Below are 13,099 nucleotides of genomic sequence, written 5' to 3'. Positions count from 1 at the left end.
CGTGGCGGCAAGCGCCGTCACGTCCGCCCGCTCCCACGTCAACTCTTGAGCCGATAACCGGTCTTGAAGATCCACGCGACGATCGCCAGAAACACCGCCAGAAACAGCGCGGTCATGCCGAGACTCACCTCGACGTTCACATCGGCGAGTCCATAGAAGCTCCAGCGAAATCCGCTCACCAGATAAACGATCGGATTGAGCAGCGTCACGGCGCGCCAGAACGGCGGCAGCATATTGACCGCATAGAAACTGCCGCCGAGAAACGTGAGCGGCGTGATGATCAGCAGCGGCACGAGTTGCAGTTTCTCGAAGCTGTCCGCCCAGATGCCGATGATGAACCCGAGCAGACTGAACGTGACCGCGGTGAGCACCAGGAAGAGGATCATCCAGAACGGGTGCTGCACTTGCAGCGGCACGAACAGACCCGCGGTGGCGAGAATGATCAGCCCGAGCAGAATCGACTTGGTGGCCGCCGCGCCCACGTAGCTCACGACGATCTCCAGATACGAGACCGGCGCCGACAACAACTCGTAGATCGTGCCGGTAAAGCGCGGAAAGTAAATCCCGAACGACGCGTTCGAAATGCTTTGCGACAGCAGCGACAACATGATCAAGCCAGGCACGATGAACGCGCCGTAGCTGATGCCGTCCACTTCCTTGATGCGCGAGCCGATCGCCGCGCCGAACACGACGAAGTAAAGCGACGTGGAGATCACCGGCGCGATGATGCTCTGCATCAGCGTGCGCCAGGTGCGCGCCATTTCGAACTTGTAGATCGCGCGAATTGCATGAATGTTCATTGGTTACCCCGGAGCAGACTGACGAAGATGTCTTCGAGCGAGCTTTGCGTCGTATGCAGGTCCTTGAAGCGGATGCGGGCGTCGTCGAGCGCCTTGAGCAGCGCGATGATGTCGGTGCGCCCGCCGTCGCCCTCGTAGGTGTAGATCAGCTCGTTGCCGCCCTTCGCGACATCGAGCCCGTAGCCGGCCAGCGCGGGCGGCAACTCGTGGAGCGGACTCTCGAGTTGCAGCGTGAGCTGCTTCTTGCCGAGCTTGCGCATCAGCTCCGTCTTTTCCTCGACCAGCATGATCTCGCCCGCGTTGATCACGCCGATGCGGTCGGCCATCTCCTCCGCTTCGTCGATGTAGTGCGTGGTGAGGATGATCGTCACGCCGCTCGCGGCAAGCGAGCGCACCAGCTTCCACATGTCGCGCCGCAACTCCACGTCCACGCCGGCGGTGGGTTCGTCGAGGAACAGCACGCGCGGTTCGTGCGAGAGCGCCTTGGCGATCAGCACGCGGCGCTTCATGCCGCCCGACAGCGTGATGATCTTGCTATCGCGCTTTTCCCACAGCGACAGGTCGCGCAACACCTTCTCGATGTGAGCGGGGTTTTTCGGCTTGCCGAACAGGCCGCGGCTGAACGAGACGGTGGCCCAGACGGTTTCGAACGAGTCGGTGGTGAGTTCCTGCGGCACGAGGCCGATCAGCGAACGCGCGCCGCGATAGTCCGCCGCGATGTCGCGGCCGTCCACCGTCACGCGGCCTTCGCTCGCATTCACGATGCCGCAGATGATGCTGATGAGCGTGGTTTTGCCCGCGCCGTTCGGCCCGAGCAAGGCGAAAATTTCCCCTCGGTTGATGGCCAGATTGATGTTCTTCAGTGCATGAAAACCGCTGGCATAGGTTTTCGACAGATTGGTGACCGAGACGATTGGCTGCATGGATTCGATGATGGCAGACACCGTAATTTGATTGGAAACAGCGTCGCGAGCGCGCGACCGCACCCGCAATGTAATGGAAAGTGGCAAAGCGTGCAGCGCGACGTCGCGGCGCGCCCGAAAAGCGCTCTCTGGTGCCGGAACACGTCGCCGCCACGCGCCTGCCCACAGCGGTTCAATGGCTTCCGAAGCACCGTTTCGGGAACGCGCCATGCTCGATTCAAGACACGCTGCCGCGCAGCCCCGGATTCGATTCGAACCCGCGCAAGCGGCGCGTGCGGGGCCGCGCCGCCGCGTTGTCCGCGACGCACCGTTCGGTCCGGGGCACATCGCTTGCGGCAGTTCGTCCATGCGAGCGACATGCGCTTGCGTGGCATCAATCCGACTCCATGGAGGTGAACCATGAAACACATGACCAGGACAATCCTTGCTTCAGCGCTCGTGATGGCGCTGTCGGGCGGCGTGTATGCACAGGCCGGCGGCGGTACGGGCGGGACCGGCAGCGGCGGCTCGGGCGGCGGCACCGGCGTGGGCGCGGGCGGCGGCACGACAGGCGGAGCGGGCGGCACCGCGACCCCTGGCGTCGGCCCCGGCACGATGAAGAGCCCGAGCGATTCGGGCTATGGCTCGCCGGGCGTGACCGGCACCGGCGGCGGCATGGGCACCGGCACGGGCGCCACGCCCAACAACCTGCCGACGGACCGTTCGAACAGCGGCATGCACAAAGGCATGAAGAACGGTACGCGCAGCGGCACCAGCGACGACATGAATCGCGGGACGAGCGGCGCGACGCAAGGCAGCCAGTAACCGCAAGCGACGCTCTATCGAGCCGATCCCGTGCAACCGGGGCGGCGGCGCCTAAAACGGGCGCCGCCGCCCTCTTTCGTCGAGGCGCACACGAACGGTCGGCGCCGGCCACCGCGACGGGTTTTCCTTTTCAACGCCCTTGTGTTTTTTTCAAGCACTACGCGTGAGACGCATCACGGTTCCGCGCACACGAAACTGGCGGCGAGATTCACGTTGCCCTTGCCGGCGTAGCGCGGAAACAGCGGATAGCGGCACAACGGACGCGAGCGTCCATTGGTGGCCGCCGCGATGTCGGTCGCCGTCAAGGTTTCGGGCGCCGCGCCGCGCGTGACCCAATTGTCGAGCGCGCCCAACAGATCCACCGAGGGAATGAACGCGCCGCCGCCGTGCTGAAAACCCGGCACCATGTAGAGCCGCATGAACCCGTTGACCTGGTCGATGCCGAAGCGCTCGACCAATGCGTCGTAGTAGGCAATCGTCTGATTGGGGCTGATGACTTCGTCGGCGAGGCCTTGCAGCGTGATGAGCTTGCCGCCGCGCGCAATGTAGCGGGCGAGGTCGTGGTTCATCGAGCCGATGGTCTGCGACAAGGCGACCAGTTGCTGGCGATACTTGCCCGGAGCTTGCGGATCGAACCTGAGTGAATCGAAGCCCGCGTCCCGCGCGACGAAATAGCGGACGTAGCCGTCGCCCTGCGCGAACAGGTAGCCGTTGGCGAGGAACGTCGGCACCGGCAAACGCGCCGCCTGATGTCCGAGCCCGAGCGTGCCGTTCAAACGCGTGCCCTGAAAAATGTTGTAGCCGCGATAGCCGGTCACGTCCCACGCCAGCCGGTACGGCAGCGAAAGGCCGTCGCGCATCACGAGCAAGGTGGCGAGTTGCGCGTCGGTGAGGCATTCGTCGGTCGCGGGCGCGCGGCCCGCGCAGCGCAACGACGCGATGATCTCCGCTTCATGCGCGCGGCAAGCGGCGACGTCGCTGACGATGGCGTCCGCCGCGCCGTCGAGCCGGTCGCAAGCCGCGATCGTTCGTTGATACACGCGTTCGAGCAGCAACGGTGGAACGAAGCCGCCCGGCGTCGCGTATTCCGCATGGCCGAGCTTCACGCCGAGCAGCCGCACGCCGGAAAAATTGAGCGCGGGTGAATTGGCGATCACCCCGTCGTAGTCGTCGGGAAAGCGCTGCATGACCGTGTAGCCTTCGCGCCCGCCAGTCGAGCCGCCCGCGAAGTACATGCGCTGCGGCGGTTGACCGTACGCGCGCGCGATCAATGCGACCGCCACGTCGTGCGTTTTCTTCAGGTGCGCGTAGCCGAAGTTCGTCACGGCTTCGTCGACGAGGCCGAACACCGCGAGCGACGAATCGCCGACGTGCCCCGAGTCGTCGCCGAACGTCGCATAGCCTTGCGCGAGCGGCGCGCGATCGGGCGAAAACGGCATCACGCCGGTGCCGCTCACCACTACGCCGTTGTAGCCGCCGCCGCCGATTTGCAGCGCGCGGCCGTTCCAGCGGCGCGGCAGATTCAGGTCGAAACGGATATCGGGCGTGTCGGCCTTCAGCGCCTTGATGCGGCCGGTGATGCGGCAAAACTCGCCGCCTTGCTGATTGCCGGGCGCGGTGGCGCCGACCATCACCGCGCTCTCGATCAGCGCGCCGGCGGTCGGCAACGCGATCAGTTCAGCCGGCAGGACCGCGCCCGCGAATCCAGCGCAACGCAGCGCGAGCGGCGCTTCCGTCGGCGCGGCCAGCGCGGGCCGCACGCCCAGGCTCAAGCTCAAGCCCAGGCTCAGCCACGACAGCGCGCCGACGGCCCAGCGGGCCGTGCGCGAATCCCGCCTACCGCGCGCACCGCGCCGACACGCCCTCATCCGCAACCCGCGCCGCTCGCGACCGCGCGCGCATGCTGCCCTTTCCAGCCGCTCCAGCCACGCGCGATCATCAGGAGTGCGCCGATCGCGACCAGATCGCCGCCGAGTCCGATCAGCACGCCGCGAAAACCGTGCAACGCATGCGGCGTGGCCGTATCGACGATCAACGACACCAGCGTGCCCATGACGAAACACACGAGCCCGGTGCGGCCGACCGCCACCACGGCGGGCAGCCGCCGTGCGAGCCGCGCGATGCTGCCCATGCGCACGAACTGCGCGGCAAGCCAGGCAATGACGATGAAGTTGATCACGCGGTAGATGGAGAGGTTCTGTTTAAAGGCGCCGGGCAGCGGTTGCGTCAGCACGAAGAGTTGGATGATAGCGAACGCCAGCACCGCGATCACCGCGACGCGCGTGAACCAGCGCGCGGTGCCGCCCGCGTGAAAGCGCTCGCTGATCGGCTGCACGCGGCACAGGATTCCGAGTACGAACACCAACTGCCACGCAAACGGATTAAAAGCCCACTCGGCCATGTCGTCAATGGCGAAGAGCGCGGCGAGCGGCCGTGCGAGCGCCCAGATCGCCGCGCTCAAGGCCAGCGCCAGGCGCGCGGAGCGGCGCGCGAGCGGCACCGCGAACGGCACGCAGAGCGCGTAGAGCATATACATGGGCAACACGCTCGACAGATACGGCTGACGCCGCAGCAACGCGATATCGAACGCTTCGCGCAGCGGCTGGGCCGCGAACGGCTGCCAATGGGTGAGCTCGACCATCGGCTGATTCAGGCGCAGCAGCGCGAGCACCGCGCCGGAGAGCAGCGTCAATACCGCCGTCAACAGATAGGCGCGATAGATTTCCCAGCAGCGTTTGACGAAGCGCATTCTCGCCGCGCTCTCGCCGCGACCCGCGAGCACCGCCGTATACGCCGCCGCCGATGCATAGCCGCCGAGAAACACGAACACTTCGGCGGAGTCGCACAACGCGTAGGCGTGCAACATCAGATGCGACAGCGTGCTGCCGGGAATGTGATCCAGCACGATCACGAGCAGGACGATGCCGCGGAAGAAATCCACTTCGATCGAACGTCCCGTTCGGGGACTTCCTTCGGGGCGCCCGTGGCGTGTTTCCATTCGGGTTCTCGCTGGATCGCGCGCGCATGCGGCGCGCCGTGAGAGCCGCACATGTCGCTCGCTGTTTGTCATACGAAGCGACCAGAATAGAACGTTTCCGCCGGCGCCGCGCAGCGTCGCGGCGCTCGCTGACAACTCGCCTGACACATCGAACCGCGTGGCGGCGAGTTGAAATTCAACTGTCGGCGTGCGGTAAGAGTGGGGCTTCACGCACCCGGTTTGCGGAAAGATTTGCGGCTTTCGACGTGCAAAACGCCAATGCCGCCGCTAATGGCCGCAAAAAAAAATCCCTGAACCGCCTATGCGATTTTTTTCGCTTTTTTTCATCGTAGGATGAATTCACGCACGCCCGTCGGACATCGCGCATTGCGAGCGATGCCACCCTTCGACGGCGGCCACTCATGTGGACCGGACACGCTGCCGCTGATCCGCGATCAGCCGGCTCGCCGAGCGTCATTGCGACGCCTTCTATTCGCCGCCGCTGACTTTGCCGTCACCGATGCGCGCCGGTCCTTCCACTACCGCCCTGAAGCGCAGCGCCGCGCGCGCCGCCTTCGCTCTGGAAGAAGACCACATGAACAACAGAATTGCCGGCTTCGACGGACTGCGCGCAATCGCGGTCCTGATGGTATTTTTTCAGCACCGCCTGTTCGGCGACATCGGCGAGATCGGCCATCTCGGCGTATGGATCTTCTTTGCGCTGAGCGGTTTTCTGATCATCGGCATCCTCTCCGCACAGCGCGCGCGCATCGAGAAAAACGCCAGCCGGTTCGGCGCCGAGCTCAAGCGTTTCCTGTTCCGCCGCACGCTGCGCATCTTTCCGATTTACTACCTGATGCTGATCGTGATGTGCGTGCTAATGGCGTTCGGCATCGCGAGTCCCGAACTGGCGAGCGGCATGCCGTTTCACTTCGCGTATCTGTCGAACGTCTGGATCGGCTCCGTGCTGCATTACTGGCCGGGGCGTTACTCGCACTTGTGGAGTCTCGCGATCGAGGAGCAGTTCTATCTCGTGTTCGCGCCGCTATTGCTGCTGCTCGCGGCGCGGCGGCATCGCGCGGTATGCCTCGCGATCATCGCCGCCGGACTGCTGTCGCTCTTCGCGATGCGCGCGGCGCACTGGCAGGAAATCACGATCTACACGCAACCGTTGACGAATTTCTGGCTGCTGGCGCTGGGCGGCATCGGCGGCTTGATGATCGCGGGCAACACGAGCCGCTTGCGCGCCTGGCTCGGTCACGGCGCGACGCTGTTCGTGTTGAGTCTGTGCCTCGTGGGTTTCTGCGCGACCGAACCGGCGTGGAGCGAGTTCGACAGTTCATTCGCTTTCACCGCCGTGAGCGCGTTGTACGGCCTCTGCATTGCCGCGCTGGTCTGTTCGATTGCGTGCTGCCGCAACGCGGTGGTGATCGGCCTGCTCGAAACCGGCTGGCTGGTGAGCTTCGGGCGCGTCAGCTACGGTTTTTATCTTTATCACAACCTGATTCCCGACCTGACCCGCAATCATCATGCGGTGGCGTTCTTCGGCGGCGCGGTGCCGATGTGGGCGCATGTCGCGGGCATCATCACGTCGTTTGCGATTTCGCTGGCGATAGCGCTGCTGTCGTGGCGGCTGATCGAAGAGCCGATCCTTCGCCTGAAGACGCGGCGTGCGCCGGCTGACGCGACAAATCCCGCCGCGGCGCAAGCACCTATCGCGCGCGCGGCTCGCAATGAGCCCACGTTGAGGGAGGACGGCGCCGCTTCGGACGCCGTTTGATAAGACCGCCTATGCGGCGAGGGTGGCACAGGCGTTGCTGACGAATAAGGGCATCACATCAACCGGAGATTCGTCATGGCAAACATGCCCCATCCCCCGAACGAACAGGAGCAGAAGCCCGATAACGATCCCGGCGGCCCGCCCACCGAGGTCTCCAAGCCCGTTGGCGACGCATTTCCCACACCGGTCGAGCCGGGCCTCGATCAGCCGTTGCCGGAAAAAAGCGAAACCCCGCCGCACGACGACGAGGCCAAACACAACCCGTTAGGCGAAACCGAAACGCCGCCGGGCGTGCCGCCGCCCGGCCCTTCCGACTTCGCGTGAGTGAGACCCGCGCGCTACAAAATCCGCTTCAGGCGGCGGCCGGCTCGTGGACGATCTTGAGCGAGTTCTTGTGTTCCCGGATAAGCCGATAGACCGTTTCTCCGGGCACCGTTTCCTGTTCGAGCAATTCGTCCGCGATGGCCCGCAGCACCGGTTCGTAAGCGTGCAGCAGACCGTAGCAGAGTTCGTTCAACTCCTTGAGCAGCACGTTCGCGTGCTCGATGGCGCTCTTCATCTGCAGACCCGCGTACTGCGAGGGCAGCGCCGCGAGGCTGAACAGGTCGCCGTCGCTGTTGAAACCGAATTTCGACACCATGTCGAGACTGATGCGCGACGCCTCCTGCAAGTCCGACGCGGCGCCGCTCGATGCCTCGGAGAAGGTGAGGATCTCGGCATTGCGCCCGCCGAGCAACACCTGGATTTCGTTGCGAATCTCGGTCTCGCGGTACAGATGCTTGTCCTGCGCCTTGGTGATGAGCGCCACGCCCAACGCGCCGCCGCGCGGCAGAATCGTGACCTCTTCGAGCACGCCGGTGCCGAGCAGCGCCGCGACGAGACCGTGCCCTGCTTCGTGCACGGCGATGCGCGTGCGTTCATCCTCGCTCAGTGCGCGCTCGGCGCCGCTCACGTCGCCGATGCGCGCGATCTTGATCGCTTCCATGAAGTGCTTCGAGGCGATCTCCGTATCGCCGGCCTTGCGCGCGACGAGCCCCGCCTGATTCACCACCATCGCGACCGTCGCCGGAGACAGGCCCGTGGTGAGGCGAGCCAGTTGATCGTAGTCGATGTCGGCGGATTTCGACTTCAGCTTTTCCGCGTAGAAGCGGAAGATCTTCGCGCGGTCCTCGCGATCGGGCAAACGAACCTGCACGGTGCGATCGAAACGGCCCGGCCGGCGCAATGCTTCATCCAGATTGTCGGGGTGGTTGGTCGCCGCGACGATGATGACGCCTTCGTTCGAAGCAAAGCCGTCCATTTCCGCGAGCAACTGATTGATGATGCGATTGCTCTCGGCCTCCACCGGACCGCCGCCGGTATCCGTGCGCTTGGCGAGACCGTCGGCCTCGTCGATGAAGATCACCGTGGGCGCGTTCTTGCGCGCGAGTTCGAAAAGATTCTTGACCTTCTGAATGCCGACGCCGTAGTACTTCGCGCTGAAGTAGCTGCCCGTGATCGAGATGAAGCTCGCGCCGCATTCGCCCGCGAGCGCCTGCGCGAGCCGCGTCTTGCCGACGCCCGGACCGCCCACCATCAGAATGCCGCACGGCGCGCGCACGCCCATCGACGTGAATTGCTTCGGGTCCGACAGATAGCCGCGAATGTCCGCGAGCGCGGCCTTCGCTTCGCCCGCGCCGATCACGTCGTCGAAACGCAGCGTGGGCGCCTTGCTGAGCAACTGCGCGCCGCCTCGCATCTCGCGGCGCATGAACCACACCATGCCGCCGATCAGCAGCAGCGGCAGCAGCACGCTGATCGCGTCGCGGGTCTGCTCGAACACACGAATCCAGGTGGCGCCGCCGGTGCGGATATCCGCATCGGGAAGCCAGACGAGTTGATACGGCGCGGCCTCGCCGGACTTGGGTTCGTCGAGCAGCAGCGCATGCGAGAACGCCGCATTGTTATCGGTGACGAAGTATTTCGAGCCGTCGCGCCTCGACACCAGGATCGCGTTCGGACTCACGCCGATCGCCGCGACGTTGGCGCCGCGCACATCACGCATCATTTGCGACGCGTCTTTCTCTTCGCGCGTCCACGCCGACGGATCATGGCGCATGTCCTGTGCGACGCCGGTCAGCGCCGGTGCGGCTTGCGCGTTGCGCTGCTGGTGATGCCAGAAGCTGAATGCGAGCAACGCGGCGATCAGCGCCGCACCTACCGCAATCGCGAGTTTGCGTGCGCGTCTTTTCCCAAGCGAGTTCTTTCCCGGCTTCATGAGTCACTTCCAAAAACGGGCTCAAAGCGAGCCCCAATACTTGTAAAAGTCAGAGGAGTAGAGATGTGTGGGGATCGACTGCTGCGACACCCTGCAGCCTGAAGAGCGCCCCAGGCCTGCGCCCTTTTAGCGGCACTCATGCAGGTGAGTATGCCGTGGCGCCGCTCTTTCCAAATCACGGAAAAAGCCCATTTCCACCGTCTATCCGGGGATTTGCGCCCGCCGGAATTTTTAGGGAACGAGCGATCGGTTGAAATACGAGATACGCTGCTCCGGGCACAGTTTAGCAGCCCTCTATTCGCTGTGTACTTTGGATACCTACAATTAGCCGCGCCCTATTTAAAAGCGGTCAGATTTACGGCAAATAGACTCGATTGGAGTCGATCGGGATCGAGGAAAACGGCTGCATGGCCGCGCTCGCGAAGCCGCTTTATTCGAAGGCGTGCGTTCGACGCCCGCACCAATGAGCGACGGGCCTCTTCGGGCCCGTTCGCATCATCGCCGCTTCTCTCCCAGGCTCTTCGTTTTTATTTTCGATGCAGGCCGGCATCGATCTGGTCTCGCGCTGTCAACCTTCGCGTCCACGGTTCGCGACCGGCGCTTCGTTACCCAGTCTCGTCAGAAGTCTGGTGAGACGTTGCCGCTGGCTGCCAATCAGCTCATGCGTCTCTTCGAGCGCGCGGATGCGTTTTTCCCAGTAGTCCTGGCCGAGCGGATACGGTACGCCGGCGCCGCCCTCGCGCGACAGGTACTCGACCATGTTCTCCAGATGCTCCAACTGTATGTCCGCCAGGCTCGCCGGATACCGCCCGCCCGGTTGCCGCTTCGTGCCGTTCATCGTTCCATGCCCCGGTGAATTGCCAGATTGGCCAGGCGTGGACCTCGCCCCCGCGCCGCGGCGAACCAACGCTCTGTGATCGCGCAGTTGCGATTTCACGGGACCGGGCAGTGGATTTCGGCCGCGCCGTCGGCGAAAACGATCTGCATCTAATCGTGTGACATTAACGTAGGTTTTTTGTTAGGCTTTACCATCCGTCTCAAATTCCGGCGACGGCAGCCGAAATACCGCCCGCCGCCGCATCCCCCGCTTGCCGCATCGGACCCATGAACCAGCGCACCTTGCCGCCACATCTGGCCGCGGCCGCCACGGCCGATTCGCGCTCCGTCGTCTCGGTGAACCGTTTCAGCACGCACGAACTCGCGCCCGGCGAGCAATTTCTGGCCTGGCGCCAGCGCGTCGGCCATGTGGTCGACGCCCCGCCGTCGAAAGAGCGGATCGCCGGGGGATTTCGCGGTGAAATCGATTTGTATGCGGTCGGCGGCATCGTGTTTACCGACTGCCGCACCGATCCGATGCTGCTCGAACGCTCGGTGGCCCGCGTCTCCACCGACTCGCGGCGCGATTACGTCTTCCAGCTCTTTCTCGAAGGAGAAATCGGCCACGTCAAGGGCATGCACAGGAAGCGCAGCGCGCCGGGCTCGGTGCAAGGCATCGTCGCGTTCGATCTGAACCAGCCGTTTCGCGTCGAACGCCCCCGGTGCCGCCTGCTGAGCGTGTTCGTACCGGCCGCGATGGTCGACCAGGAATTGCGCGACGGCGCGGCGCTTCACGGCCGCATCGTTCAGCAAGGCTCGCCGCTCACCGGCCTCGCGCTGGATCATCTGGCCGCGCTTGCCAGGGAAATCCCCAGGCTCGATGCGGGCGGCGCGAGCCTGGCCCTGCACGCCGGCGCGCAGTTGCTGACCGCCGTGTTTCGCCAGGAGGCGCGCCTGACGGGCGCGGACCGCGCCGCGCTACAGGCGGCGTTGATGGGCCGCGTGCGCCGCTACGTCGAAGCCAACCTGCACGACGGCGAACTCACGCCCACGCGTGTGGTTCAGGCGTTGCAACTGAAACGCGCGACGATCTATCGCTGGTTCGAGCACGAGGGCGGACTCGGCGCCTATATCCGCAATCGCCGGCTGCGGGAAGCCGCGGACGAACTGGTTCGCTTCCCGCAGTTGCAGGTGGCGGAAATCGCCTATGGGTTGGGTTTTCACAGCGCGTCCGACTTTACGCGCGCGTTCCGGCGCGCCTTCGACATGAGTCCGCAGGACATGCGCGTGCGCGCACTCGCCCTGCAAGCAGGCAACCCGGCGTAGCAATCAGAGCGGCGGCCGGGACGCAGCGCAGGCGGCGCGCGCCTGCGCCGCCGCGCTCTCGGGGAACTGCTTCAGCGCGGCCAGCGCGAGTGCCGTCGCGCCCATCAGATACCACGCCGGAATCATCGGATCGCCCGTCAGGTTGATGAGCCACGTCACGAGGAACGGCGAAAATCCGCCGAACAGCACGACGCCGAGGCTGTAGATCACCGACACGCCGCTGGCGCGCCGATGCGCGGGAAACGCCTCCATCATCAGCACCGAGCTCGCGCCCGCGTTGTTGACCGCCAGCGCCACGTAGGCCGTGATGATGACCAGCGCGGCGAGATCGCTCACGCCGTGAGTCAGCGCCCAGAACACCGGCCAGGCCGCGATGAGCGACGCCGCCAGCGACACGTATTGCAGCGTCTTGCGGCTCGCGAGCCGGTCGGCCGCGCGTGCGACGAGCGGTGTCGCCACGAGAATCGCGACGCCCGACAGGCATGCCGTCAGCAGGCTGACCACCGGCGGCCGATGCAGCGTGCGAACGAGGTAGGCCGGCATATAGAACACGGTGAGGTAGATGCTCACCGAGGGCGCCGCCATCATCAGAATTCCGCAGACGAGCGGGCGCGTGTGCTCGGCGAACATGCGCCGCGGATTCAGCCGTGCGCGGCGCGGCGGCGCGCCGGCCGGCATGCGGCGGCGCAAATACCAGCCCACCGGACCGATCAGCCCGCCCAGCACGAACGGAATGCGCCATCCCCAGTCGTGCATGGCGGCGGGCGACAGCAGCGCGGTGGTGCCGGCGCCGACCAGCGCGGCGGCGAACGCGGCCGCCCCCTGGCTGGCCCCGCGCCAGCTCGCCATGAAGCAGCGGCGCCCATGGCCCGCCGACTCCATCAGCGAAGCCGACGCCGGGCCGATCTCGCCGCCCGCCGCGAGCCCCTGCATCAGGCGCGCGAGCACCATCAGCACGCTCGCGGCGGGGCCGATCGACGCATAGCCGGGCAGGCACGCGATCAGCCATGTGCCGAGCGTCATCAGCGCGAGCGAGACGGTGAGGCCGGCCTTGCGGCCGTGGCTGTCGGCAATGTGGCCGATCAGCAGCGCGCCGAGCGGGCGCATCACGAAGCCCGCGCCGAAGGTGGCGAGCGAGAGCAGCAGCGACGAGCCGGGATCGTCCGACGGAAAGAACAGATTGCCGATGATGACGGCCGAAAAGCTGTAGACGGTGAAGTCGTACGCGACGAAGCCGTTGCCGATCACGATCGCCGTGACGATGCGTCGAAGTTCGGCGCGGGACGGCGTAGCCGTATTGCCGGCGGCAGTGTGCATGAGGGGCGCTCGAAGCGTCTGTCGAAGGGTTCGGGAAGATGACGGAAGAGACCCGGCTTCCGTGCCGGCCTCTCTGCATTAACGGTCTTGAAACACGCG

11 protein-coding genes are annotated in these 13,099 nt (G+C 65.1%); 4 read left to right on the top strand and 7 right to left on the bottom strand.

What is annotated here, in order from left to right:
• Positions 1-38: 38 nt before the first annotated feature.
• Positions 39-800 carry an ABC transporter permease gene (locus tag ACTJLC_RS09100; protein ID WP_073428516.1) on the bottom strand — a complete coding sequence of 254 codons (762 nt, stop codon included), beginning with the start codon at positions 798-800 and terminating at the stop codon, positions 39-41.
• Complete coding sequence (locus tag ACTJLC_RS09095; RefSeq protein ID WP_114164240.1) at positions 797-1,723, bottom strand: ABC transporter ATP-binding protein; 927 nt, start codon at positions 1,721-1,723, stop codon at positions 797-799. The genes ACTJLC_RS09100 and ACTJLC_RS09095 overlap by 4 nt, the downstream gene beginning before the upstream one ends.
• A 399-nt stretch (positions 1,724-2,122) precedes the next feature.
• Between ACTJLC_RS09095 and ACTJLC_RS09090 the strand changes: the two genes are divergently transcribed.
• The gene (locus ACTJLC_RS09090; protein WP_310313806.1) at positions 2,123-2,527 is read left to right on the top strand and encodes a hypothetical protein; all 405 of its coding nucleotides are present in this window, start codon (positions 2,123-2,125) and stop codon (positions 2,525-2,527) included.
• Positions 2,528-2,700: 173 nt separating this feature from the next.
• Here the strand turns inward: ACTJLC_RS09090 and ACTJLC_RS09085 are convergent, their stop codons facing one another.
• Together ACTJLC_RS09085 and ACTJLC_RS09080 are read right to left on the bottom strand one after the other, a co-directional pair.
• Positions 2,701-4,395 carry a tannase/feruloyl esterase family alpha/beta hydrolase gene (locus tag ACTJLC_RS09085; RefSeq protein WP_310313803.1) on the bottom strand — a complete coding sequence of 565 codons (1,695 nt, stop codon included), beginning with the start codon at positions 4,393-4,395 and terminating at the stop codon, positions 2,701-2,703.
• Positions 4,392-5,525, bottom strand: a complete 1,134-nt coding sequence (locus ACTJLC_RS09080) for an OpgC domain-containing protein (RefSeq protein ID WP_310313801.1) — start codon at positions 5,523-5,525, stop codon at positions 4,392-4,394. Before ACTJLC_RS09080 ends, ACTJLC_RS09085 begins: the two co-directional genes overlap by 4 nt.
• Before the next feature lie 574 nt (positions 5,526-6,099).
• Here ACTJLC_RS09080 and ACTJLC_RS09075 point away from each other — a divergent pair.
• On the top strand, positions 6,100-7,284 hold the full coding sequence (locus ACTJLC_RS09075; RefSeq protein WP_310313798.1) for an acyltransferase family protein: 1,185 nt from the start codon (positions 6,100-6,102) through the stop codon (positions 7,282-7,284).
• 75 nt (positions 7,285-7,359) lie between these two features.
• On the top strand, positions 7,360-7,608 hold the full coding sequence (locus tag ACTJLC_RS09070; RefSeq protein ID WP_310313795.1) for a hypothetical protein: 249 nt from the start codon (positions 7,360-7,362) through the stop codon (positions 7,606-7,608).
• A gap of 28 nt (positions 7,609-7,636) precedes the next feature.
• Here the strand turns inward: ACTJLC_RS09070 and ACTJLC_RS09065 are convergent, their stop codons facing one another.
• Entirely contained in the window at positions 7,637-9,541 is a 1,905-nt protein-coding gene (locus tag ACTJLC_RS09065) for an ATP-dependent metallopeptidase FtsH/Yme1/Tma family protein (RefSeq protein WP_073428522.1), read from the bottom strand.
• Between the two features lie 568 nt (positions 9,542-10,109).
• Positions 10,110-10,379, bottom strand: a complete 270-nt coding sequence (locus ACTJLC_RS09060; RefSeq protein WP_114164237.1) for a hypothetical protein — start codon at positions 10,377-10,379, stop codon at positions 10,110-10,112.
• A 266-nt stretch (positions 10,380-10,645) separates the two neighbouring features.
• Between ACTJLC_RS09060 and ACTJLC_RS09055 the strand changes: the two genes are divergently transcribed.
• Complete coding sequence (locus ACTJLC_RS09055; RefSeq protein WP_310313789.1) at positions 10,646-11,683, top strand: helix-turn-helix transcriptional regulator; 1,038 nt, start codon at positions 10,646-10,648, stop codon at positions 11,681-11,683.
• Between the two features lie 3 nt (positions 11,684-11,686).
• Here ACTJLC_RS09055 and ACTJLC_RS09050 read toward each other — a convergent pair whose 3' ends face one another.
• Positions 11,687-13,000 carry an MFS transporter gene (locus ACTJLC_RS09050; RefSeq protein ID WP_310313786.1) on the bottom strand — a complete coding sequence of 438 codons (1,314 nt, stop codon included), beginning with the start codon at positions 12,998-13,000 and terminating at the stop codon, positions 11,687-11,689.
• Positions 13,001-13,099: the final 99 nt, after the last annotated feature.

This window comes from Paraburkholderia sp. 22099, assembly GCF_052045835.1.
GTDB lineage: Bacteria > Pseudomonadota > Gammaproteobacteria > Burkholderiales > Burkholderiaceae > Paraburkholderia > Paraburkholderia terricola.
The sequence above is the reverse complement of the archived record's forward strand: the minus strand, read 5'-3'. Positions and strand labels throughout refer to the sequence as shown.